21 protein-coding genes are annotated in these 23,279 nt (G+C 56.0%); 4 read left to right on the top strand and 17 right to left on the bottom strand.

Annotation, left to right across the window (positions count from 1 at the left end; genetic code table 11):
- The first annotated feature begins 115 nt into the window (after positions 1-115).
- The 3 genes from uraA (at position 116) to BLW59_RS02625 (ending at position 2,946) form a co-directional block, all read left to right on the top strand.
- Positions 116-1,387, top strand: coding sequence for a uracil permease (uraA, locus tag BLW59_RS02635; RefSeq protein ID WP_074695871.1), 1,272 nt, complete (start codon positions 116-118; stop codon positions 1,385-1,387).
- Entirely contained in the window at positions 1,384-2,268 is an 885-nt protein-coding gene (locus BLW59_RS02630; protein ID WP_074695868.1) for an RluA family pseudouridine synthase, read from the top strand. Before uraA ends, BLW59_RS02630 begins: the two co-directional genes overlap by 4 nt.
- A gap of 105 nt (positions 2,269-2,373) precedes the next feature.
- Positions 2,374-2,946, top strand: a complete 573-nt coding sequence (locus BLW59_RS02625; protein ID WP_074695865.1) for a Uma2 family endonuclease — start codon at positions 2,374-2,376, stop codon at positions 2,944-2,946.
- A gap of 2 nt (positions 2,947-2,948) precedes the next feature.
- On the opposite strand, the gene BLW59_RS02620 is transcribed toward BLW59_RS02625, so the two are convergent.
- Positions 2,949-4,343, bottom strand: coding sequence for an MATE family efflux transporter (locus tag BLW59_RS02620; protein WP_074695864.1), 1,395 nt, complete (start codon positions 4,341-4,343; stop codon positions 2,949-2,951).
- Between the two features lie 103 nt (positions 4,344-4,446).
- Here BLW59_RS02620 and BLW59_RS02615 point away from each other — a divergent pair, with 103 nt between their 5' ends.
- Positions 4,447-4,752 (top strand): MerR family DNA-binding transcriptional regulator, encoded by a 306-nt coding sequence (locus BLW59_RS02615; protein WP_074695863.1) that lies wholly within the window; start codon positions 4,447-4,449, stop codon positions 4,750-4,752.
- A 4-nt stretch (positions 4,753-4,756) separates the two neighbouring features.
- Here BLW59_RS02615 and hflX read toward each other — a convergent pair whose 3' ends face one another.
- The 16 genes from hflX to argS form a co-directional block, all read right to left on the bottom strand.
- Positions 4,757-6,562, bottom strand: a complete 1,806-nt coding sequence (gene hflX / locus BLW59_RS02610) for a GTPase HflX (protein WP_074695861.1) — start codon at positions 6,560-6,562, stop codon at positions 4,757-4,759.
- Between the two features lie 100 nt (positions 6,563-6,662).
- On the bottom strand, positions 6,663-8,663 hold the full coding sequence (ftsH, locus tag BLW59_RS02605) for an ATP-dependent zinc metalloprotease FtsH (protein ID WP_029545113.1): 2,001 nt from the start codon (positions 8,661-8,663) through the stop codon (positions 6,663-6,665).
- Positions 8,664-8,735: 72 nt separating this feature from the next.
- Entirely contained in the window at positions 8,736-9,281 is a 546-nt protein-coding gene (gene hpt / locus BLW59_RS02600) for a hypoxanthine phosphoribosyltransferase (RefSeq protein ID WP_074695860.1), read from the bottom strand.
- 19 nt (positions 9,282-9,300) lie between these two features.
- On the bottom strand, positions 9,301-10,305 hold the full coding sequence (gene tilS, locus BLW59_RS02595; protein WP_074695859.1) for a tRNA lysidine(34) synthetase TilS: 1,005 nt from the start codon (positions 10,303-10,305) through the stop codon (positions 9,301-9,303).
- A 236-nt stretch (positions 10,306-10,541) separates the two neighbouring features.
- Entirely contained in the window at positions 10,542-11,018 is a 477-nt protein-coding gene (locus BLW59_RS02590) for a S1 domain-containing RNA-binding protein (RefSeq protein WP_029545119.1), read from the bottom strand.
- Between the two features lie 63 nt (positions 11,019-11,081).
- Entirely contained in the window at positions 11,082-11,396 is a 315-nt protein-coding gene (locus BLW59_RS02585) for an FtsB family cell division protein (RefSeq protein WP_074695858.1), read from the bottom strand.
- 119 nt (positions 11,397-11,515) lie between these two features.
- Positions 11,516-11,974 carry a hypothetical protein gene (locus BLW59_RS02580; protein WP_029545122.1) on the bottom strand — a complete coding sequence of 153 codons (459 nt, stop codon included), beginning with the start codon at positions 11,972-11,974 and terminating at the stop codon, positions 11,516-11,518.
- Between the two features lie 114 nt (positions 11,975-12,088).
- On the bottom strand, positions 12,089-13,207 hold the full coding sequence (locus BLW59_RS02575; RefSeq protein ID WP_074695857.1) for an MGDG synthase family glycosyltransferase: 1,119 nt from the start codon (positions 13,205-13,207) through the stop codon (positions 12,089-12,091).
- Entirely contained in the window at positions 13,204-13,974 is a 771-nt protein-coding gene (locus tag BLW59_RS02570) for an SDR family NAD(P)-dependent oxidoreductase (protein WP_318258244.1), read from the bottom strand. The genes BLW59_RS02575 and BLW59_RS02570 overlap by 4 nt, the downstream gene beginning before the upstream one ends.
- Positions 13,975-14,075: 101 nt before the next feature.
- Entirely contained in the window at positions 14,076-14,348 is a 273-nt protein-coding gene (locus BLW59_RS02565) for an HU family DNA-binding protein (protein ID WP_029545128.1), read from the bottom strand.
- A 133-nt stretch (positions 14,349-14,481) separates the two neighbouring features.
- Positions 14,482-15,177 (bottom strand): SAM-dependent methyltransferase, encoded by a 696-nt coding sequence (locus tag BLW59_RS02560; RefSeq protein ID WP_029545130.1) that lies wholly within the window; start codon positions 15,175-15,177, stop codon positions 14,482-14,484.
- Positions 15,095-18,535, bottom strand: a complete 3,441-nt coding sequence (gene mfd / locus BLW59_RS02555; RefSeq protein ID WP_081348342.1) for a transcription-repair coupling factor — start codon at positions 18,533-18,535, stop codon at positions 15,095-15,097. Before mfd ends, BLW59_RS02560 begins: the two co-directional genes overlap by 83 nt.
- A gap of 162 nt (positions 18,536-18,697) precedes the next feature.
- Positions 18,698-19,312: a hypothetical protein gene (locus BLW59_RS02550; RefSeq protein WP_074695855.1), complete on the bottom strand. Its 615-nt coding sequence runs from the start codon at positions 19,310-19,312 to the stop codon at positions 18,698-18,700.
- Between the two features lie 247 nt (positions 19,313-19,559).
- Positions 19,560-21,161 (bottom strand): CTP synthase, encoded by a 1,602-nt coding sequence (locus BLW59_RS02545; RefSeq protein ID WP_074695853.1) that lies wholly within the window; start codon positions 21,159-21,161, stop codon positions 19,560-19,562.
- Positions 21,162-21,216: 55 nt separating this feature from the next.
- The gene (gene rpoE, locus BLW59_RS02540; RefSeq protein WP_074695851.1) at positions 21,217-21,552 is read right to left on the bottom strand and encodes a DNA-directed RNA polymerase subunit delta; all 336 of its coding nucleotides are present in this window, start codon (positions 21,550-21,552) and stop codon (positions 21,217-21,219) included.
- 60 nt (positions 21,553-21,612) lie between these two features.
- A complete protein-coding gene (gene argS, locus BLW59_RS02535) occupies positions 21,613-23,277 on the bottom strand; it encodes an arginine--tRNA ligase (protein WP_074695849.1) in 1,665 nt (554 codons plus the stop codon).
- Between the last annotated feature and the right edge of the window lie 2 nt (positions 23,278-23,279).

Below are 23,279 nucleotides of genomic sequence, written 5' to 3'. Positions count from 1 at the left end.
TTCTGCCATGTATACCTGCGTATTTTTTCCCTGCAAAAAGTGGACACCTGTCCCCTTTTGTGCTAGGATATACAGCAGTAATCATATGTAGTTTTTCTAAAAGGAGTGTTCTTCTTTGCAAAAGCGTCCCATTGCGGTGGACGAGAAACTGCCGCTCATAGAAACAGTTCCCCTTTCCCTGCAGCATCTCTTTGCCATGTTCGGCTCCACGGTGCTGGTGCCCATTCTCTTCCATGTGAATCCGGCCACAGTGCTGCTCTTCAACGGCATCGGCACCCTGCTTTACTTGGTGCTGTGCAAGGGACGCATCCCGGCATACCTGGGCTCCAGCTTCGCCTTCCTGTCCCCTGTGTTTTTGGTGCTGTCCGAGTACAGCTATGAATACGCTCTGGGCGGTTTCATCGCCGTAGGCCTGGTGTTCTGCCTGGTAGCAGCTCTCATACGGGCTGTGGGCACCGGCTGGATAGATGTCATCTTCCCGCCGGCCTCCATGGGCGCCATCGTGGCCGTCATCGGCCTGGAGCTCATGCCCACGGCTGCAGGCATGGCAGGCCTTACCAGCGAAGCTGTTGATCCCACGGTCATCACCGTGTCCCTGGCTACTCTGGCCATCACCATCTTCGCCTCCATTGCCTTCAAGGGCTTCCTCTCCATCATCCCCATCCTCATTGGCGTGGTGGGCGGCTACATCATCGCCAGCTTCAGCGGTCTGGTGAACTGGGCTGCCGTGGAGGCTGCCCCCTGGTTCGCCCTGCCTACCTTCTACACTCCCGCCTTTGATATCGGCGCCATCCTCATCATCCTGCCCGCTTCCCTGGTGGTCATCGCCGAGCATATCGGCCATCTGATCGTGACGGGCAACATCGTGGGCAAAGACCTCACCCATGACCCGGGCCTTGACCGCTCCATCCTGGGCAACGGCATTTCCACCGTGATTTCCGGCTTCTTTGGCTCCACCCCCAACACCACCTACGGCGAGAACATCGGCGTACTGGCCATCACCAAGGTCTTCTCCACCTGGGTTATCGGCGGCGCAGCCATCTTCGCCATCGTCCTCTCATGCCTGGGCAAGCTGGCTGCTCTTATCCAGAGCATTCCCGCTCCCGTCATGGGCGGCGTCTCCATCCTGCTCTTCGGCGTTATCGCCGCTTCCGGTATCCGCATCCTGGTGGAGGGCAAGGTTGACTACAACAAGCCGAAGAACCTGCTCCTCACTTCCATCGTGCTGGGCCTGGGTGTTTCCACCGCCAGCCTTACCATCGGCACTGTGACCCTGAAGGGCATGTCCTTGGCTACCATCGTAGCCATCATCCTCTCCCTGAGCTTCCGCATCATCGACGCCTTCAAGGGCAGGCCGGAAGCCAAAGAAGAAGAAAACGCAGCATGACCACTTTCCAGGTGGCGCTGCCCGAAGCCTTGGCGACTATGCCCGCCAAGGCTTTTTTGCGCCAGCAAGGCATATCGAATACCCTCTGGAAACGCATCAAGCACTCCGGCACCTTCAAGGTCAACGGGGAAATCGTCAACGCCGCCCGCACCATGCTGAAGGACGGTGACACCGTGAGCTATCAGGTGGAAAAGCCCACAGATATTGAGCCGGAAGCCCTCCCCCTCGACATACGCTATGAAGATGAATATCTGCTGATTGTAAACAAGCCCCCCGGCCAGCTGGTACACCCCACCACCAAAGAAGCACATGGCACTTTGGCAGGTGCTGTCCTCTACCATTATAAAGGCAACGGCGAGGCTCACAGCTACCACCCCATCCACCGTCTGGACAGGGACACCTCAGGGCTGGTGCTCATAGCCAAGGAGCCTCATGTCCAGTACCTGCTGGCCGCCAGGGACGGCACGAAACTCTTCCACAGGGAATATCTGGCCATAGTGGAAGGCAGACCGAAGCCGCCAGAAGGCCTTATCGACGCCCCCATCGCCCGGGCCCTGCCCAGCATCATCCTGCGAAAAGTCTCCCCGGAGGGCAAGGAGGCCCGCACCCACTATAAAACTCTCTCCTGCTTTGCAAGAGAGGGACATGAACTGAGCCTGGTGGAACTCAAACTGGAAACTGGCCGCACCCACCAAATCAGGGTACACATGAGCTATCTCGGCCATCCCCTGGCAGGCGACGACCTCTACGGCGGCAGCCTGGAGCTGATGCAGCGGCAGGCCCTCCACGCTTACAGACTGCATTTCCCTCACCCTGTTACCAAAGAGTCAATAGATATCAAGGCAGAATTGCCCACAGATATGCAACAGCTGCTGACATGACCTTGTTCGAGAACTGACTATCATGTATCTCCATTTGCAAGCCATATCTCCCAGCGTTATAATATACCTAAAATCAGATATATTCCTGATACAGGAGGGACAGATATGGAACAGCTCAAAGAATATGCAGACAGAAAGTACGAGATGGAAAACGGCAAGGTGGTTATGCTTGCCGCCGCCAGCATCCCCCATCTGAGAATTCAAAGAAAACTTTCAAGAATTATCGACACCTTTCTCCAAGGCAAGCGTTGCGAGGTGTTTACAGAAGCAAAAATCCTCTTCGAGGACAGGAAGTTCTACTATCCCGACTTGCTTATAGTGTGCGACCCTTCAAAGGTCAAGCTGAACCACATAGAAGGCGCCCCGGATTTCGTAGTAGAAATCCTCTCCCCCACCACCGCCAAGCGTGACCTGAGCATAAAAAAAGACACCTATGAGAAGCATGGTGTCAAAGAATATTGGCTTATCAACCCCAAATCGGAATATGTCATCGTCTACCAACTGAAGGACGGCAAATACGAGCTGGACGAAGTCTATCACAACTACACTGAGGAAGAATGGGAAGGTCTGGATGAGGAGGAACAGGCGCAGGAAAAACTGAAGGAATCCATCAAAGTAAGCCTTTATGATGACCTCATCATACCTGTGAAAGACATCTTCGCCGATTTGGCAAGATAATCTTACTTCACGGCTGCCTGCGACAGGCGGCCGTATTTTTTATGGGAGCGCTCTAGGCGCAAATCAATGAAGCTGTTTCTCTGCTCATAGAGCAGGACGACAGAAAGCATCACCGCCGCCAGGTCTGCAGCGGGCACGGCCAGCCATACGCCGCTGAAGCCTATGAGCTTCGGCAGTACCAGCAGGAAAATCACGATGCCTGCAAAGTTCCTGGCAAAGGAGGCAATAGCCGAAGTCCTGCCATCGGATATGGCAGTGAAGAAGCCAGAGGTGAAGATGTTGAACCCGGATAGCAGGAAGCTGAAGCCAAAGAGCCAGAAGCCGTTCACCGTAAGCTCATGGGCATGGCTGCCTGCAGGCAGGAACATGCTGATAAGAGGCTCTGCCAGCACTCTGGAACCGGCAAAGGAAACCAGGGAGAAAATGCCGATGGTCACGAGGGCCAGTTTCATGAGCCGCATGATCTCGCGGTAGTTCTTGGCTCCGAACTGATAAGAAAAGATGGGAGCAATGCCCTCGCTGAACCCCACCAGAATAGAAGTCAGCAGCATTTCCACATAGAGAATCACGGAAATGGCCGCCACTCCGTCCTCCCCGGCCCAGGCCAGGGTAATGACATTGAAGAGCAGGGTGGTGATGCCCATGGAAAGCTCTGTCACCAGTTCCGAGGAACCATTGTACATTGCCTGACCCAAAGTGCGCCACTCCAGGACCGGCTTCCTGAAGCGTATCAGGAGACTGCGGCAGCTGAAGTAATGGATACCGATGAGAGCCGCTGCCGTCTCACCCAGCCCTGTGCCCAGGGCCGCCCCCACAATGCCCCAGCCCAGCTCTGCCATAAAGAGGTAATCAAGGCCGGCATTCAGCAACCCCGACACCAATGACACCAAAAAGCCCTGCATGGGCTGCCCATCGGCGATGAAGAGGGCGTTGAAGACCATCATCAGGGCCGCTGCCGGGAAAAAGGGCAGCAAGGCTGAAATATAGCTTGCACAATCCTCATAAAGAGCAGGACTGGCCCCCAGGAAAGAGAGCAAGGGCTCCATAAAGAGCCAGAGGAAGAAAGCCAGCAGCAGGCTCAGCACAGCAGCGCTGGCAGTAATGAGGGTAAATCTCCGGCCCGCAAGCTCGCTATTACCCTCGCCCAGGGTCTTGGCAACAAGTGCCGAACCACCAGCGGCGAGCATAATGGCCAGCCCCAATACCAGATTGAAGGCCGGATAGACAATATTGGAAGCTGCCAAAGCGTCACTGCCAACGTAGCGGCCAATGAATACCCCATCGGTGACGGTATAGAGGGAGATGACGATCATCATGCCGATGGAGGGAGCCGCAAACTTCAGCAGTGACCACATACTGTGGTGATAAGACAGAGGATTATGGGTGTTCGTACTCATAATATCATTCCTTTCTGTAAGATAAATACCTTGAACACTTTGTTCTCACACTGTACACTTAGCATAAAGGATACAGTAACTGTAATGTCAAGGGGGATTTTTCATGGCACGCCGCATGACCTTCCACACAGGGGAATTTGCCCGCATCACAGGAGTGAACAAGCGCACCCTGCACTACTACGACCAGCAGGGCATCTTCAGCCCGGACTCCATAGAGCCCAACGGCTACCGGGCTTACTCCTCCCGTCAGTTCTACCCCTTCTACATGATCCGCATGCGGGACTATCTGCAAGAACACAAATTAAAACCAGCAGGCCCCTCCTACGAAGAAAGCCTGCTGGAAGACATGAGCACCGCCAATGCTGAAGAGTTCATCACCAGAGTGGCGGTGCCTGTGGATATTTCCTAAATTGTCAGTTGGTATCAATTACCTCATATTTCACGAAATGATCTTTTTCCGACAGAGGCAGCCGAACCTCCAGCTTCGTACCTGTCTCTTCGTAGGCCGTTTCCACCACCGCATTCAGCTTGTGCAATCTGGTCACTACCGCCCCCTCGTCATAGGGGATAAGAAGGGTCATGCGCACCTGGCTCTCCCTGAAAAATCCTTCCATGCGCCGCTGCAGGGCCTCCAGATTCTCACCTGTCCTGGCGGAGATGAACACACCGCCCCAGCCATGCAGCAGGCGTTCCCTTGCATGGGGATTATCCAGCTGGTCAGCCTTGTTGAAGACATAGAGCATGGGCTTTTCCGCTGCCTCCAGTTCTTCCAACACTGACACCACCGCTTCAATCTGGGCTTCCACATTCTCATTGCTGCAGTCCACCACATGGAGCAGCAAGTCTGCCTCCTGCACCTCCTCCAGAGTTGCCCGGAAAGCCTTGACCAGGGTATGGGGCAGTTTCTGGATGAAGCCTACCGTATCCGTCAGCAGGATTTCCTGCTTTTCCGGCAGCTGCAGATAACGGGTGGTGGTATCAAGAGTAGCAAAGAGCTTGTCTTCGGCGAAGACATCAGACCCCGTAAGTTTGTTGAGCAGGGTGGATTTGCCCGCATTGGTATAACCTACCAATGCCACCAAAGGGAGCTGCGACTCCTTGCGGCGCTTGCGGTGCAGGCTGCGGCTTTTCTTCATGCTCTCGATCTGTGCTTCGATATCATGAATCTTGCTGTAAATGCGCCGCCTGTCCACTTCCAGCTTGGTCTCGCCGGGGCCGCGGGTGCCGATGCCGCCCCCCAGCCTGGAGAGGGCCAGCCCCTGGCCAGTGAGCCTTGGCAGATTATAGCGCAGCTGGGCAAGCTCCACCTGCATCTTGCCTTCTTTTGACCTGGCCCGCTTGGCAAAGATATCCAGAATCAGGGTCGTGCGGTCAATGACCTTCACCCCCAGCACACGTTCCAGATTATGCTGCTGGGAAGGGGTCAATTCATCATCAAGGATCAAAAGGTCTGCCTCCAGATTCTGAATCTCCATGGAAAGCTCATTGACCTTGCCCTTGCCTAAGAAAAAAGCTGCATCCGGCTTTTCCTTGCGCTGGGTGAAGACCCCTACCACCTTGGCACCGGCCGTATCTGCCAGCCTTTTGAGCTCCTCCATGGACTCTTCTATAGGCCAGCTGCTGCCGGGACGCTCCACCCCGGCAAGGATGGCCCGCTCCACCTCATCTTCGGTCTTTTTCGTGCTCTGGGACGCCAGTTTCTTGTTGACCACTGTCACCAGGTAATTGAGATTTATCTGGCTCAGCACTTTGTCTTCCACCGGGCCGTACTGGGTCAGCAGCTGAGTGCCGTCCTCGCTCATTTCTCCTGAAAAGAAACCCAGACAGCCGAAGATTTTGTCCTCCCTGCGGCCAATGGCTGCCATACAATCAAAACGCAGCCGGCGCAGAGAAGACAGGTCAGGAGCACTGAGCCGCACATCCCCGCCGGGATGGGTATGGATGCAGCGTATGCCCGACAGACGCAGATCCGATCGGGTCTTTTGCTTGAATTCAGGCAGATCCACCGTCGCTGTATCCCCCAGGGACACCTGCACCACCTTGCCCTGCCGGTTAAGATACACCGCCACTTCCCTGTCCGTATCTTCGGTGATGGAAAGCATCTCCTCATTGAGCTCCCGGGTGGAAATCTGCCCCAGGGGCACTTTCAGCTCATAAAGAGCCTTCAGCTTTTCCAGCACGTAAGTTTTGATATTGGCTAAATCGCCATTGACTTGCATACCTTCGCTCCTTTCAGCCACGGTATTTCTATATCAAAAAGCCCCCTCTGAAAGACAGTGAAAACTGTGTCATCATAGGGGGCGCTTGTATTGACTTTATTCAGTCATCAAAATGGGTGACATTGAATTTGGGCTCGGTGGATTTCACCGTGACCTCTTCTTCCTTTTCCTTCTCCTCTGCTTCAGGCACGGGCACCTTCACAGGGATGGGCTTGAACATGGGAGGAATCAGAGCCGGGTCGCCATCCTTGGGGCCGTCATCCTTAGGACCATCGTTGTCATCCTTTTGCTCGGAAAGGCGGCCTTTTTCCAGGAGCTCCTCCAGTTCCTTGGCGCTGAGGGTCTCGCGCTCGATGAGGGCCTGGGCTATGAGCTCCAGCTGGTCCCGATGCTCCGTAATGATCTGGCGGCAGGCCTCGTAGGCTTCCTCCATGTAGCGGCGCACTTCCTTGTCTATTTCGCTGGCCACTTCCTCGGAGTAGTTCCGCTGATGGTTGAAATCACGGCCCAGGAACACCTGATGGTTCTGGCTTTCACCGTAAGCTATGGGCCCCAGCTGGTCGCTCATGCCGTACTGCATGATCATGCTGCGCACGATGCGGGAAGCCTGCTGGATGTCCTGGGAGGCGCCGGTGCTGATTTCCTTCAGCACCACTTCCTCTGCCACCCGGCCGCCCATGGCCACCTTCAGGCGGTCCATCAGCTCGCTGCGGGTAGCGTAGGAGCGGTCCTCCTTGGGCAGCATCAAAGTGTAGCCGCCGGCGCGGCCACGGGGAATGATGGTGACCTTGTGAACAGGATCGGCATGCTTCAGCATCATGCCCACCAGGGTATGACCGCCCTCGTGATAAGCGGTGAGGCGCTTCTCCTCATCACTCATGACATGGGAACGGCGCTCGGGGCCGGCCATTACCCTTTCAATGGCTTCTTCAAGTTCTGCCATGAAAATCTTCTTCTTGTCGCGGCGGGCAGCCAGCAGGGCTGCCTCGTTCACCAGGTTGCTGAGGTCAGCACCGGTGAAGCCGGGGGTACGACGGGCCAGTACATCCAGGTCTGCATCCTCTGCCACGGGCTTGCCCTTGGTGTGAACCTTCAGGATAGCCAGACGGCCCCGCACATCGGGCTTGTCCACCACAATCTGGCGGTCGAAGCGGCCGGGACGCAGGAGAGCCGGGTCCAGGATATCCGGGCGGTTGGTGGCGGCGATGATGATGATGCCTTCGTTGGCAGCAAAGCCGTCCATTTCCACCAAGAGCTGGTTCAGGGTCTGCTCGCGCTCGTCATGACCGCCGCCTACACCTGCGCCGCGCTGGCGGCCCACGGCATCAATCTCGTCGATGAAGACGATGCAGGGAGCATTCTTCTTAGCCTGCTCGAAGAGGTCGCGCACGCGGGAAGCACCCACGCCCACGAACATCTCCACGAAGTCAGAGCCGCTGATGGAGAAGAAGGGCACCCCGGCCTCACCGGCTACCGCCCGGGCCAGCAAGGTCTTGCCTGTACCCGGAGGGCCAAAGAGCAGCACGCCCTTGGGAATGCGCGCTCCGAGGTCCGTAAACTTGTCCTTGTCCTTCAGGAACTCCACTACTTCCTCAAGCTCCTGCTTGGCTTCATCAGCCCCTGCCACATCCTGGAAGGTGACCTTGATCTTGTCCGCACCGCTCATGCGGGCACGGCTCTTGCCAAAGGACATGACTCTGCCGCCGCCCCCCTGAGTCTGCTGCATAATGAAGAACCAGACACCAATGAGGAGCAGGATAGGCAGGATAGAGGAGAACATGGTGGACCACCAGGGCGGCTCCGGCGGATTGTCCGCCGCTATCTCCACCCCTTTGGCGGTGAGTTTCTCATAGAGATGCGGGTCACTATAAGGCTCATCAGGTGTGATGGTGGTAAAATCCGTCCCATCTGAAAGCTTGCCCTGAATCGTATTCTTGATCAGGGTGACCTTCTGTACTTCCCCGGCATCTACCTGATGCAGGAACTGGCTGTACTCCACCGACTTGTTCACCGTTTGCTTGGTGGAGAAATAGTCAATGATGGAAATAGCCACGAGGATGATCAGCAGGTAAAAGCCTACGTTGCGTAGAAATTTGTTCAATCCATTGCCCCTCCTTCTGTCAGGGCCATGAATCCCTGCCCTGCAAGATTTTATCCATATTTCAAGCTAGAATTAAGCGTAGATTTCAGGCTTCAAGACCCCGATGAAGGGGAGATTGCGATAAACCTCAGCATAGTCCAGGCCATAACCCACCAGGAACTCATCAGGCACTTCAAAGCCGCAGTAATCGATATTCACATCCACCGTGCGGCGGGAAGGCTTGGACAACAGGGAGCAGAGCTTCACGCTGGCAGGCTTCCTCTCGCGGAAATACTTCATGAGATAGTTCATGGTGGTGCCGGAGTCGATGATGTCCTCAATGACGATGAGGTGCTTGCCCTCAATGTCATAGTCCAGGTCCTTCAGGATCTTCACGGAACCCGTGGTAGAGGTGCCATTGCCATAGCTGGAGGCAATCATGAAGTCAAAGCGCACAGGCAGGTCAATCTGCTGCACCAGGTCGGTGTAGAAGTTGACGGCTCCCTTCAGGATACCAACGCAGTAGATTTCCTCCTTCACGTCCTTGTAGTCCTCGGTGATCTGGCGGCCCAGCTCGGCAACCTTCGCGCGGATCTGCTCTTCGCTGAATACTACCTTTTCGATATCGTCTCTCATCATGATGGGTTTACCTCTCCTCTTACATAAGTCTTGCATAAAGTTTCTTTTTTTCCCGGTACAGCCGCAGGCACCTGCCGTGAGGAAGCTGCTGCTGGCTGCCGGCATGGCCCGTTTCCAGGACATGGCAGAGCCTTTGCACATGGGCATAGGGCAGGTCCTTGTGGGAACCTGTTTCCTGCTGCCAGAAAAGCCTCAGTACGTGCCATTTGAGTGCCTGTGGCAGTTTCCTAAAACCTTCTGCTTCCAGGCCCTCTTTTCCTGCTAATCTTTCAAAAGACTTTTGCGCCTCTGCCCCTATGAAGTCAGACTCTGCGGCGCTGATGGAGGCCAGCTGGCAGAGGGCCTGCACCAGTCGGGGATTGTACTCCTCCTTGAGCCTGGGCATGGTTTCCAGCCGCAGGCGGTTGCGGGTGCAGTCCAGGAGCTCATTGGTGGCATCCTGCCGGGGGGTCAGTCCCCGCATCTTGCAGTATCCCTCAATGGCAGTCCGGGGAGCAAAGAGCAGGGGGCGGATAAGGGGAAGCTCCCCTTCCGCCCTGGGCCGCATGGCTGCCAGCCCTGTGATGCCCGTGCCCCGCAAAAGCCGCATGAGCACCGTTTCCGCCTGGTCGTCAGCCTGATGGGCGGTGGCAATCAGGTCAAGCCCCCGGGCCTTCCTGGTCTTCTCCAAGAATTCATAGCGGCACTGGCGGGCAGCAGTTTCAAGGGACAGCTTGCCAGCCTCTGCAAAAGCGGGCACATCGCCGTGGGCGATGGTGCAGGGAATCTCCCTTTCCTGGCAGAATCTCGCCACGAAGGCGGCATCCTCACGGGAGGCTCCGTCCTCCACTCTGATGCCGTGTTCAAAGTGAGCGGCTTCCACAGTGAAATTGTACTTGGACAGCCTTGAAAGCCGCCAGAGAATATCCAGCAACGCCAGCGAGTCAGGCCCTCCCGAGCAGGCTGCCAGCACTCCGGCGCCGGAGGGGATAAGTCCTTCCCTTTCGCAGAATTTTGCTGTATCCTTCAGCAAGGCTTCCAACATGGAAGTTATCCTCCTTGATTTACGGCGTGTTGATTAATTCACTAAGCCCATCTTCACGGTTCTTGACTGTCCCTGCTACGTTGACAAATCCTCGACATAGCACCGCTATGTCTCCGGTTTGCCGCCTTGCAATGGACAGCCAATCCCCGCAAATCTGAACCAAGTTCATTTAATCAACACGCCTTAAGCAGAAAAAGCACCCTGGTAACAGAGTGCTTATGTACGCCAATAAACAGTCAGTCTGAACGGCGTGAACCCCGTCCCCCACGCTTGGAGTCAGTTTTGCGGCGCAAATCCGTGAGACGCTCGTCGCTATCCTTCAGGAATTTGGAAAGCTTATCCTCAAAGGAAGCGGAAGTACGGGCTCCCCCGAAACGTCCTCCCTGCCTGTGGAAATCCCTGGGAGCACGGGGCGGTCCGCCCTGGGCACGGAAGGAAGAACCACCGGCTGCGGGACGCGCTGCCTCCTCAGGCTTCTTTTCCTGAAGCTGCTTGATGGAAAGACCAATCTTGCCGCGGTCATCTACGCTGACCACCTTGACTTTGACCTTGTCCCTTTCGCTCAGGAAGTCATGGACATCCTTTACATAGACATCGGCCACCTCTGAAATATGGATGAGTCCGGTCTTTCCCTCCGGCAACTCCACAAAGGCACCAAAATTGCTGATACCCGTGACTACGCCCTCAACCACGCTGCCAACTTCAATGGACAATGAAATTCTTCCTCCTTAAGTACATGAGAATACATAGAGTATACCGTCAGGCCTCGAGCTGTGTCAAGGCTGCGCCTGCTTGCGCCCGGCACTTCCGGGACTGTAGGGCAGCTCACCCTGACGGGTCATGCCCAGCTCCTCCCGGGCCAGCTTTTCTATGTAATCCATCCGGTTAAGATTTTCCCTCTCCTGACGCAGGGCTTCGTTTTCCTGCCTGGCTGCCGCCAGACGCTGCTCCGCTGCCTCCTGGTCTTCACTGACCTGGCTCAGGTACATTTGCTGGGAAATCATAATCGAAGAGAAATACGCTATAACCAGTATCAGCACCAGAAAGAACCAGCTAAAACGCCTTTTCTTAGGCCGCCGAGTCGGTATCATGCCCATTCCTCCTCTTGCTTAATATCACACCCCTTTATAATACCTGCAAATAGGCTTCCTTGCAAGCATTAAGGGCATTTTTCATGGAAATTTCCTGCAAAAAAATCACCAAAGGGAAATCAGTGGTCAGACCACTGGAAATAATCCGTGCTGGCAATGCGCCGATAGACGGACTTGCAGTAGGGACAGGAAAAATGCTCATGGACATTTTCCATGTCCGGCTTGCCGTTCACCAGCCGCACCGCTCCCCCCTCAATATAGTCCATGCGCTCCCCGCAGCGGGGGCACTCACACTTCCCGTCAGCTTCCCGCTTCAGCTGCATGGGGGGGATATCACCGGTATTCAGCATCCGCTTGGGCTTCCTGGGCAGGGGGAACACATCGTAAAAGCCAGAACCCAAAAGCTCACGGTAAAAAACACCGCAGTTGTGGCACTCGTATTTGGGCAGGATGGCATCCATATCGGCCTTCCCTCCCACCAGCTGCACCGCCTGGCCTTCCACATATTTAAGTACCTGCCCACAGGTGGGGCAAACAAAATTATTTTGGGCATTACGCTCCAGCTTCGTCACTGACATTCAAGTCCACCGCTCTTTCCGACTGCCGGCAGCGAGCAGTCCATCTTCAAACGCCGTTCTTTATTCCCTTTAATTCCCCATGAGAGGATAAAAAACCTGCCGCCCAAAAAAATTTTAAGGGCGGCATAATTTGAGTATTTTTTTTGCGATGACCGCGGCAGCTTCCGGGCGGGAGCAGACTTTTGCCTTCTCACCCATGGCAGACAGATTCCCATGCAGGAGTTCCCTTACTGCCCGGGACAGGGACTCCCCCGGGTGGAGCCAGATAGCTGCCCCGTGGCGGGCAGCATAGACGGCATTTTCCGTCTCCGGGCCGGGAATGGGGTCATGGAGCAGCATGGGCAGCCCCAGCACAAAGGCCTCGCTGATGGTGAGGGCCCCCGGCTTGGTGATAAGCAGGTCCGATGCGCCCATCAGCTCATGGGCCCTGCCGGTGTAGCCCCAGCAGTGAACACTGTGATGTGACGCTGCTCCCAGCTCCCTGACCCTTGCCAGCAGTTTTTCATTGCGTCCCGCTATGACCAGCAATTGGAGCCTGTCCGCCAGAGTCTCCAGCTCCTGTAGTGTCTCATCCATACCGCCCAAGCCCAGGCCGCCCCCCATCAGCAGCACCGTGGGCAATTCCTCCAGCTCCAGCTGCCTGCGAAGTTCCTGCCTGGCAGGCAGATTCTTCAGGCTCATAGCTACGGGGATGCCTGAAGCTACAGCTTCTGCCCCCAAGCCAAGCCCGGCCATTTCCTCCTGCATGGCCTCGGTAGCCATGAAGTAGGCATCCACCTGGGGATAGAGCCAAATCTGATGGAGGCTGTAATCCGTCATCACCACCGCCAGCGGCAGGTCTCCCCCCTGTGTGTGAAGCTTCTCCTTCAGCAGGGCACAGGCTCCCTCCGGAAATGGATGGGTGCAGAGCACCAAGTCCGGCTGATATCTGGCAATCAGCTTTTTCAGCACCGGCAACATGGCATAAGCCGCCAGCCGCCGGGCCAGCCCCCCGCCCGACTCGCCCCCGGAAAATTTGTAGCAATGGTCATAGAGGTTGGGCACCCAGGCCAGCATGAAAAGGTAAAGCTTCTTCGTCAGCCAATGGAACAGGGAGGTTTCCCGGGACATAAAGTCAACGGTAATGAGGTCCACGCCGGGAGCCTGCCGCAAAAGTTCATCTGCCACCGCCTCGGCAGCCTTGATATGGCCTGAGCCCACAGAAGCAGTGAGAATCAGGATGCGCTTCTTCATGCAGTAAGACCTCCATCAACTCCCCATACAGCCCCCGTAACAAAGGAAGCCGCAGGAGAAGCCAGAAAGAGAATCAGGGCGGCAGCTTCCTCCGGCGTGCCTATGCGGCCCAGCGGGTAGACAGAAGCCATTTCCTGCAGGGCCGTCTCCCTGTCAGGCGCCCCGGCCAGCTGATTTTCCGTCAAGGGGGTCAGGATATCCCCAGGGGCAATGGCATTCACCCGCACCCCAGAGGAAGCCAGTTCCAATGCCATGGCTCTGGTAAAGAGCACCACTGCCCCCTTGCTGGCACAGTAGGCTGAGCAGAAATAATTGCCATGTACACCTGCGTCTGAAGCCACATTCACCACATTGCCCCTCGATTTCCTGAGCTCCGGCAGTGCGGCCTGGACAAGCCAGAAGGTGCCCTTCACATTGACAGAAAGGATGGCATCCAATTCTTCCTCTGTAATCTCCTCCAGGGCGCCTTCCCTGTAGATACCTGCCGAATTCACCAGCACATCCAGCCTGCCAAAGGAAGAAACAATCTCTTCAACCGCCTGCCGGCAGTCCGTCCTGCTGGCAACGTCCCCCCGGATATATATGATTTTATCCTTCGGGAAACATTCCCCCAGCTTTGCCAGAGCCTCCTGCCCCCGCTTTTCCGAACGGCCCAGGAGGGCCACCATAGCCCCCGCCTTCAGAAGCAGTCCGGCTGCCGAAAGGCCGATGCCGGAAGTGCCGCCGGAAATAAGCACAGCTTTTCCCTTCATATCCATCAGGTCCATAATATCTCCCTTAGGAACTGTTCCTCAATAAAGTTCCTTATGCACGAAAAACCGGGTCCCAAGCGGGAACCCGGCCTTTCAAAAACTTATCAATGCGGTAATCAGTTCACAGCATCCTTCAGAGCCTTGCCTGCCTTGAACACAGGGTTCTTGGAAGCGGGAATCTTGATATCCTCGCCGGTGCGGGGATTACGGCCCGTACGAGCGGCACGCTCCTTCACCTCGAAGGTACCAAAGCCAATAATCTGGATCTTGTCCCCCTCGATAAGAGCCTGCTGAACCGTAGTAAACAGAGCGTTTACTGCCTTTTCAGCGTCTTTCTTGGTCAGACCTGCTGTTTCAGCCACATTAGCTACCAATTCAGTTTTGTTCACAACCGTAGCCTCCTTAAGAGTTTTTTCTGGAAAGATGAATTAGTCCATCAATTCCTGTACGGTAGGTTTTATTCGCCAGCAAGCACAATATTCCTACCTGCTTAGATGAATTTACCAAAAAAACCTAGAAAAATCAAGGCTTTTCAATAAAAAAAGGCTCTTTGGGCACAAAAAACGTGGTCAGATGGTCGATATCCGGCTGGCGGTCAAGCTCATAAAGGGGAATCTTCCGCAGGGATTCATCCGGCAAGGCAAGATTGTGGATGTACAAGCCCTCGTACTCGTCGCCATAGAGATCCATCAGAGCCAGTTTCGTATCAGATGCAATCTGCTGATGATACACCTGGGTCACCACCAGTGACTGCAGCGGGCGTTCCTTCAGTTTCAGCACATCCTCCGCATCAATGATGGTGAGGCCCTCAATGGGGTCAATGCCCAAAGTGGTATACATGACCTCCACAAAGCTCATGCCGGGCAGGATCTCCACCTCTACGTCAGTCTTTTGGGCCAGCTGCCGCAGGAGCACCACCGTGCGCTCTGCCACCAGAGGGCTGCCGGGCACAGCGTAAAGGAAATCCCCCTCACGCTCCGCCCGCCTGAGCAAATCCTCTGCTATGGCCCGATAAAGCTCCTCGAAGCTTCCCGCCTGCTCATAGAAATTGTCATAGCTGGTGAACTCTATGCCCGCTGCTTTGATATCCTCCACCGTGGGGTGGACAGCCGTGCGCAGCACCACCGGCAGCTCTTCAGAACTCAGCAGCTGCCAGCTTTCCCGGGTAATGAGCCCCGCTCTTCCCGGCCCCAGTCCCAGGACTGTTATCTTTGCCATTTATCTTCTTCTCCTTCACTTTCTTCGCATTTTCCGCCTGACTGGCCACGGCCGCCTCTTCGTCCCCGCCTGCCAGCAGCAGCACCCGCAGCACAAAGGAGGCGATGTGCTTCTTCTTGGCCTCAGTCAGGCCGATCTCATAGGCCCCGGTCTTCATGATGCGGCGCAGGTTGTGGCCAAAGTATTTGTCTATCAGCAGAAGGCCCTTGGCAGGCAGCTTCCTGCCGGGCAGCAGGCTGAGAGAAAGGGCTTTCGGCTGTACCAGCACGGAGCGCAACCCCAGGGCCCTGGCATGATTCTTGATGCAGGCAGCCTCCAGAAGATTTCTGGCGGGCTCGGAGGGCTCGCCGAAGCGGTCCTTCAGCTCCTCATAGAGCACCTTCACTTCCTCATCGCTCCTGATGGCGGCAATGCGCTGGTAAATCTCAATCTTGTGCATGGCATCCTCAATGTAGCCGCCATCCAGATAAGCCTCTGCCGCCAGGTCAATGATGGGGTCAGCAGGCGGCTCCAGCACAGCTTCATTCTTCCTGCCGTTCTTGAGATTCTCCACTGCTTCTTCCAGCAGCTTGCAGTACATCTCAAAGCCCACGCTGGCAATGTGGCCATGCTGCTGGGAGCCAAGCAGGTTGCCCGCTCCGCGTATTTCCAGATCACGCATGGCAATCTTGAAGCCCGCCCCCAGCTGGGCAAATTCCTTCATGGCCTGCAGCCGCTTCTCTGCTGTCTCCGTCAGTATCTTGTCTGCCTGATAGACGAAATAGGCAAAGGCCATGTGGTGGGAGCGCCCCACCCGCCCCCGCATCTGGTAGAGCTGGGACAGGCCGAAGTGGTCAGCATTGTAGATGATGATGGTATTGGCATTGGCTACATCCAGGCCGTTCTCCACAATGCTGGTAGCCAGCAGTATATCATATCGCCCTTCATAGAAGTCCATCATCACCTGCTCCAGCATTTCCTCCGGCATCTGGCCATGGGCAGTCATGATGCGGGCATCCGGCACCAGATTCTGGATATGGTCACGCATGCGGTCGATGGTGTCCACCCTGTTGTAAACGAAGTACACCTGACCGCCCCGCTTGATCTCACGCTTGATGGCCCCGGAAATCACCGCATCGTTGTTCTCCACCACATAGGTCTGCACCGGGAAACGCTCTGCAGGAGGCGTCTCGATAATGCTCATATCCCGCGCCCCCACCAGAGACATGTGGAGAGTGCGGGGGATAGGCGTAGCAGACAGAGTCAGCACATCAAGGCCCGCAGAAAGGCTGCGGATCTTTTCCTTCTGCTTCACCCCAAAGCGCTGCTCCTCATCCACAATCAGGAGTCCCAGGTTCTTGAAATGCACCTTCCGGCGATTCAGGATGGCATGGGTGCCAATGAGAATATCCACCTGCCCCAGCTTCACCCTCTCCAGGGTGATTTTCTGCTCCTTGGCCGAGCGGAAGCGGCAGATCACATCCACGTTGGGAGCAAAGTCCGCAAAACGGGAAGTGAAGGTCTGATAATGCTGCTGGGCCAGCACCGTGGTTGGCACCAGCACCGCCACCTGCTTGCCGTCCATGGCAGCCTTGTAGGCGGCCCTGATGGCCACCTCCGTCTTGCCGAAGCCCACATCCCCGCAGAGGAGACGGTCCATGGGCTTTTCCTTTTCCATATCCGCCTTGATTTCCTCGATGGCCTTCAGCTGGTCATCTGTTTCCTGATAAGGGAAGGCCTCTTCAAAGTCGTGCTGGGTGGCATCGTCCGGAGAAAAGGCAAAGCCTTTGGCCTCCTTGCGCTGGGCGTAGATCTCAATGAGCTTCTGGGCGATGTCCTCCACAGACTTCTTGGCCCGGGCCTTGGCCTTGGCCCACTCCGTGCCGCCCATGCGATGTAGGCGGGGCACCTCGCCTTCGGAGCCGATGTACTTCTGCAGGAGGTTTACCTGCTCCGTGGGCACGAAAAGCTTGTCATCCCCGCCGTACTTGATGTGGAGGTAATCCTTGTGGATGCCCCCTACCTCAAGGGTCTCCACCCCCAGATACTTGCCGATGCCGTGGTTCACGTGCACCACGTAATCCCCGGGTTTGATATCCCGGAAATGAGACAATTTCTCCCCCTTGGCAGTCCGCCGTATGCTCTGGCGCTTCTGATGGCCGAAAATATCCTTTTCCGTCACCACCACCAGCTGGGCCGCCGCCATCTCAAAGCCGGAGGTAAGGGCCCCCACCTGAATATTCACGAGACCCTTTTCCAGCATTTCCGTGCCCTTGACCACCAGGGAGGGTATGCGTTTGCGGGCAAAGAACTCTCTGAGGCTGTTGGCCTTGTCCTGGGCGGTCAGGAGAATCAGCACCTGCTGTTTCTGGCTCAGCCAGCGGCTGGCCTCGCTTTCCAAGAGATCCATCTGCCGGTGGAAGGGAGTCATGTTGGTGGAAGTGATGCTCACCGTATGATCAGGCTCCGCCCCGTGCACCTGCTGGAGCATCAGGGCAGAGTAAATCACCCTGTTGCCTCTGGCTCCCTCAATGAGATTATCCCAGCTGAAGATGCTGTTCCTGATATCTGGATTTTCCTTCACCATGGTGCGGATCTGCTCCCGGATGCGGATGGGCTCGTCAAAAATGACCGCCCCCCTGCCCCCCAGATAGCTCAGGAAAGGCTCCGGCTTGCCGCTGCCATCTGTCTGCACCAGGGGCAGCACCGTAAACTCAGAAAGTCCTGCGGACTTGCTGGAGCGCATGGTGTTCAGGTCAAACTCCCGCAGGGACTCGATTTCATCATCGAAGAACTCCAGCCGCACAGGAGAGAGGGCATTGATGGCAAAGATGTCCATGATGCCGCCCCGGGCGCTGAACTGCCCCGGCAGCTCCACTTCTTCCGTGCGCTCATACCCCAAGTCCACCAATCTCTTGATGAGGTTTTCCCTGGGAATATTATCCCCCAGTTTGAGCGAGAGGGCCAGCCGCTGGAACTCCGCAGGGCTCAGGCCCTTCTGCACTGCCGCAGCAGCCCTGGCCAGCACTATCACCGGCTCCCGGCGCATGAGACGGCCCAGCACATCCATGCGGCGGGCACTGCGTTCAAGGCTTTTGGCGGCAGCCTGCACCTCCATGAGATCCATTTCCGGCAGCTCCACCACAGGAACCTTGGGCAGCAGCAAATTCAGATTCTCCCGCCATTCCTCCAGGGATTCACGGCTGTGAAGGATGATGATCAAAGGCTGGGGTCCCTTCTCATAGCAGGCCGCCACCGCCGCATGCTTCTGGGAACCGCCCATGCCATAGGCCAGAGTTTCTGAGGGCCCTCCGCAGAAGTATTCCTGCAATCGCTGCAGGGACTTGTCCTGCAGCATGGCCGCAAATAGTGAGTACATGCACCACACCTCTTGATTTTCCGCTACTTTCTTTCGCTTCTCCAAATACACGAAAAACAGGACTGTCACCGGCAAGCCGGTGATAGTCCCTGTTATGTCCTGAATAACTGTTGCTTTTTATGATATTGCAAAACTCGTCCTGCGTCAATAGCCTCCCTGAATTCACAAAGTAGATCTCAGCCGCCAGGAGGCTCCCACCGCCTGATAGATATGCGCCAAATCCTCCGCCGACCTCATGGGCAGCACGCAGCTGCTACCACATTCCTGACACTGGAGCACGATACTGTCTCCCATAAGCCCGGCACTGACTTCCTGCGAGCCGCAAGGGCAGGAAAGGTCACCGTGGGCTGCTAGTTCGTGGACTCTGGTGAGACCCTCCAGAAGGATCTGCTGCCGCTCCAGGAAGCGGTCACCATCGCCTGGATGCAGGGAATCGTATTCGGCATCGTTGAAATCCAGGAACTCTGCTATATCCTGCCAGCGCCCGATATAGCCCAGCTCGAAATGGTCATGGTGACAATAGAGTTTTTCAAAGCGCAGCTTTTTCAGCTGGTGCCAGCTGAACTGCTCATAAGTGCTCTTCCCGCATACTCCGCAGTGTATGGTCAGTCCCAATCCATGCTTGGGGCGCAGGATAGTCTCCCCCATTTGCTCTCCGCAAGCTCCGCAGCGAAGCTTTAGCTGCTGCTTGCCCGAAAATAAGGGCACATCCAGCAGCTGCACTTTGCCACAGCGCTGACAGTAGAGCGCCACCGAGCAAAGCGTATCAATAAGCATCCTTGTTCCTCCTCCCCTCAGCTAAAAGCATAGGAAGCTCCGTGGTCTTCCCTGAGCGGAGTCTTGCCTGTAAAACGGCACTGGCACATACCTTCCGCACCAATGCTTTCTTTGCTGGATATTTCGCCAAGAAACAAAGAAAATCCTTCCACCATAAGTGTCTTTAAGCATTAAATTTCTTATGGAAATTGGCTGAAAAAGGAGCAGGACCTTTTCATAGATCCTGCTCCTTGCAGATAAGCAATCTTTAGTTTTCCAGAGAGGCCTTCACGAACTTGCTGAAGAGCGGGTGCGGATTGTTGGGGCGGCTCTTCAGCTCCGGATGGAACTGGGCAGCCACGAACCAGGGGTGATCCTTGACCTCTACAATCTCTACCAGGCTGTCATCAGGCAGGGTACCGGCAATGACCAGGCCGCGCTCCGTGAGCGCCTGACGGTAGTCATTGTTGAACTCGAAGCGGTGGCGATGGCGCTCGCTGATTTCCAGGGTGCCATAAGCCTCCTCAGTATGAGTGCCGGCGGTGACCTTGCAGGGGTATGCCCCCAGACGCATGGTGCCGCCCTTCTTCACGATGCCCTGCTGGGACTCCATGAGGGCAATGACCGGATGCTTAGTCTCGGGATTGAACTCGGAGGAATGGGCATCCGTCATGCCGCAGACATGGCGGGCAAACTCGATGACGGCGCACTGCATGCCCAGACAAAGGCCCAGGAAGGGGATCTTGCGCTCGCGGGCGTACTGGATGGCGCGAATCTTGCCTTCCACGCCACGGTCGCCGAAGCCGCCGGGCACCAGGATGCCCTTGCAGCCCACGAAGACTTCATCAAGATCAGTATCGGGATCCTCGATTTTCTCAGCGTTCACCCAATGGATCTTCACAGAGGCATCATTGTCGATGGCACCGTGATGCAGAGCCTCAGTGACGGAAATATAAGCATCAGGCAGCTCCACATACTTGCCCACTACGGCAATCTTGACCTTCTTCTGGGGGTTGTTGATCTTGTAGACCATCTTCTCCCAGCCTTCCATATTGGCAGGGCTGTAGTTCATGGCCAGCTTGTTCAGCACGATGCGGTCAAGGCCCTCCTCCTGCATCATGAGGGGCACCTCATAGATGGTGGAGGCAGTGCGGTTCTCGATGACAGCCTCGGGATCCACGTCGCAGAACATGGCAATCTTGCGCTTCATGTCGGCAGGGATGGGCTTCTCCGTGCGGCACACCAGGATGTCCGGCTGGATGCCGATGCCGCGCAGTTCCTTGACACTGTGCTGGGTGGGCTTGGTTTTCAGCTCACCAGCAGCAGAGATATACGGGAGAAGGGTCACATGGATATAGAGCACATCGTTCTTGCCCACTTCCTTCTTCACCTGGCGGATGGCCTCCAGGAAGGGCTGGCTCTCGATATCACCCACGGTACCGCCGATTTCCGTGATGACCACATCTGCGCCATCAGCATTGGCCACATCGTAGACACGCTGCTTGATCTCGTTGGTGATATGGGGGATGACCTGCACCGTGGAACCCAGGTAGTCGCCATTGCGCTCCTTGTTCAGCACGGACCAGTAGACCTTGCCCGTGGTGATGTTGGAGTTCTTGGTGAGGTTGATGTCGATGAAGCGCTCATAGTGACCCAGATCCAGGTCAGTTTCGGCACCATCGTCCGTCACGAAGACCTCACCATGCTGGTAAGGGCTCATGGTACCCGGATCAATGTTGATGTAGGGGTCGAACTTCTGGATGGTGACCTTGATGCCACGGCTTTTCAGCAGACGGCCCAGAGATGCAGCCGTGATGCCCTTGCCCAGTGAGGAAACCACACCACCGGTGACGAAAATATACTTTGCCATTGGAAGCCTCCTATGATAGATGTTAAAACTTGATCACTATGAAAGGGACCTTCCCTTACTCCTGGATGCTTTCCAGCTTCTTCTTGCGGGCGCTGCTGGCCTTGGCTGCTGCCTTGGAACTGCTGCCGGCAGAAGAGGAGCTGCGCACATGACGCTTCACCTCGGGGGGATTCCACTCGGTGAGCCCCCACTGGCCGTCACCCTCGTACTGGAAGCGGCTGTCCATGTTGATGAGGGTATAGACCTCGGAAATGGCTGCTGACAAGGACTGCACAGGCTTGCGCTTCTTGTCGATGACATCCAGCACCAAATCTTTATAATACATGGTCTGGCCGGCCTGGGTGAGGACGTGGTAAGCTACGTCCACTTCGGAACTGTTGACAAAATCCATCTAAAAAATCCTCCTAAAGTGATTTACGGTAATTCACGATAATTTACGGTATATTTGCCCTTACATGTGCTCCGGTGCAGAAACACCCAAAAGCCCAAGGGAATGCTTGATGACATGGGCCGTCACCGTCACCAGGGCCAGGCGGGCCTCGGCCAGAGGTGCGTCCACACCTACGATGCGGCACTTGTTGTAGAAGCTGTGGAAGAGGGCTGCCAGATCATAGCTGTAGCGGGCGATGCGCTGGGGAGCGTAGTCAGCCGCCGCCTTCTCGATTTCCTCGGGATAGGACTCAATCTTCTTGATGAGGTCAATCTCGCTCTCATCCGTGAGCAGCTCCAGGTTCACGCTGTCCGTGAGCTTCAGCCCCGTCTCCTCTGCCTGGCGGAAGATGCTGCAGATGCGGGCATGGGCGTACTGGATGTAGTACACAGGGTTGTCATTGGACTTCTTCTTGGCCAGATCCAGGTCGAAATCCAGCTGGCTGTCCAAGGAGCGCATGAGGAAGAAGTAGCGAGCCGCATCGGTGCCCACTTCCTCCATGAGCTCGCTTAAGGTCACACTCTGGCCCGTACGCTTGCTCATCTTCACCAGCTCGCCGCCCCGATAAAGGGCTACCATCTGGAGGAGCAGCACCGTGAGCTTCTCAGAGTCATGGCCCAAAGCGTCCATGGCAGCCTTCACGCGGCACACATAGCCGTGATGGTCAGCGCCCCAGATATTGATGAGACGGTCAAAACCGCGCTCATACTTATCGTGATGGTAGGCGATATCTGCAGCCAGATAGGTGGGCACACCGTTGTCGCGGATGACCACACGATCCTTGTCATCGCCGTAAGCGGTAGACTTCAGCCACAGCGCCCCATCCTTCTCGTATATGTTGCCGTTGTCCTGCAGAATCTTCACCGCAGCCTTCACAGCCTCCGGATGCAGGGTGCGCTCGCTGAACCACTTGTCGAAGGTCACCTGGAAAGCCTCCAGATCTTCCTTCAGGGCTGCCAGCTTCTCCAGATAAGCCAGATCCTTGAAGATATTGAGGCGCTCTGCCTCCTCCATCTTCAGATACTTGTCCCCGTCCTTCTTGATGATGCGCTGGGCAGTGTCGATGATATCCGCGCCATGGTAACCATTTTCGGGGAATTCCACCGCTACACCGAAGTGCTCCAGATAGCGGGCATTGACGGAGAGGGCCAGATTGTCCATCTGATTGCCTGCGTCATTGATATAATACTCGCTTTCCACGGGATATCCTGCTGCCCGAAGAATATTTACAAGAGCAGAGCCTGCGGCAGCCCCGCGGCCATGGCCCACATGCAGGGGACCGGTGGGGTTGGCGCTGACGTACTCCACCTGAATCTTAGGGGCATCCTTCCCGGGCAGCTGGCCAAAGGCCTCCCCTGCCGCAAGAATCTTGGCGAAATCGTCATAGAGCACGTTGCCCTTGAGATAGACGTTCAGGAAGCCCGGTCCTGCAATCTGGGTGTGGTCCAGCCAGCTGTGGCCGCCCTTTTCCAGGCGCTCTGCAATGGCCTCGGCAATCTGCCGGGGAGCCTTGCGGAACACTTTGGCGGACTGCATGGCAATGTTGGTGGCAAAATCGCCGTATTCCTTCTGGGGGGGCACCTCCAGATTGATTTCCGGCAGCTGCCCTTCCGGCAGGGCACCATCAGCAATGGCCTGCTGGGCAGCCTTTCTGATAGCTTCACACAAGAGATCCTTGATTTCCAAAA

This window comes from Selenomonas sp. KH1T6, assembly GCF_900108415.1.
Classification (GTDB): Bacteria; Bacillota; Negativicutes; order Selenomonadales; family Selenomonadaceae; genus Selenomonas_B; species Selenomonas_B ruminantium_A.
The sequence above is the reverse complement of the archived record's forward strand: the minus strand, read 5'-3'. Positions and strand labels throughout refer to the sequence as shown.

Excerpts from the sequence above, each read along its gene's own strand:
- BLW59_RS02630 (WP_074695868.1), top strand. The coding sequence starts at position 1,384 with ATGACCACTTTCCAGGTGGCGCTGCCCGAAGCCTTGGCGACTATGCCC.
- BLW59_RS02625 (WP_074695865.1), top strand. The coding sequence starts at position 2,374 with ATGGAACAGCTCAAAGAATATGCAGACAGAAAGTACGAGATGGAAAAC.
- BLW59_RS02620 (WP_074695864.1), bottom strand. The coding sequence starts at position 4,343 with ATGAGTACGAACACCCATAATCCTCTGTCTTATCACCACAGTATGTGG.
- BLW59_RS02615 (WP_074695863.1), top strand. The coding sequence starts at position 4,447 with ATGGCACGCCGCATGACCTTCCACACAGGGGAATTTGCCCGCATCACA.
- hflX (WP_074695861.1), bottom strand. The coding sequence starts at position 6,562 with ATGCAAGTCAATGGCGATTTAGCCAATATCAAAACTTACGTGCTGGAA.
- hpt (WP_074695860.1), bottom strand. The coding sequence starts at position 9,281 with ATGATGAGAGACGATATCGAAAAGGTAGTATTCAGCGAAGAGCAGATC.
- tilS (WP_074695859.1), bottom strand. The coding sequence starts at position 10,305 with ATGTTGGAAGCCTTGCTGAAGGATACAGCAAAATTCTGCGAAAGGGAA.
- BLW59_RS02585 (WP_074695858.1), bottom strand. The coding sequence starts at position 11,396 with ATGATACCGACTCGGCGGCCTAAGAAAAGGCGTTTTAGCTGGTTCTTT.
- BLW59_RS02580 (WP_029545122.1), bottom strand. The coding sequence starts at position 11,974 with ATGTCAGTGACGAAGCTGGAGCGTAATGCCCAAAATAATTTTGTTTGC.
- BLW59_RS02575 (WP_074695857.1), bottom strand. The coding sequence starts at position 13,207 with ATGAAGAAGCGCATCCTGATTCTCACTGCTTCTGTGGGCTCAGGCCAT.
- BLW59_RS02570 (WP_318258244.1), bottom strand. The coding sequence starts at position 13,974 with ATGGACCTGATGGATATGAAGGGAAAAGCTGTGCTTATTTCCGGCGGC.
- BLW59_RS02560 (WP_029545130.1), bottom strand. The coding sequence starts at position 15,177 with ATGGCAAAGATAACAGTCCTGGGACTGGGGCCGGGAAGAGCGGGGCTC.
- mfd (WP_081348342.1), bottom strand. The coding sequence starts at position 18,535 with ATGTACTCACTATTTGCGGCCATGCTGCAGGACAAGTCCCTGCAGCGA.
- BLW59_RS02550 (WP_074695855.1), bottom strand. The coding sequence starts at position 19,312 with ATGCTTATTGATACGCTTTGCTCGGTGGCGCTCTACTGTCAGCGCTGT.
- BLW59_RS02545 (WP_074695853.1), bottom strand. The coding sequence starts at position 21,161 with ATGGCAAAGTATATTTTCGTCACCGGTGGTGTGGTTTCCTCACTGGGC.
- rpoE (WP_074695851.1), bottom strand. The coding sequence starts at position 21,552 with ATGGATTTTGTCAACAGTTCCGAAGTGGACGTAGCTTACCACGTCCTC.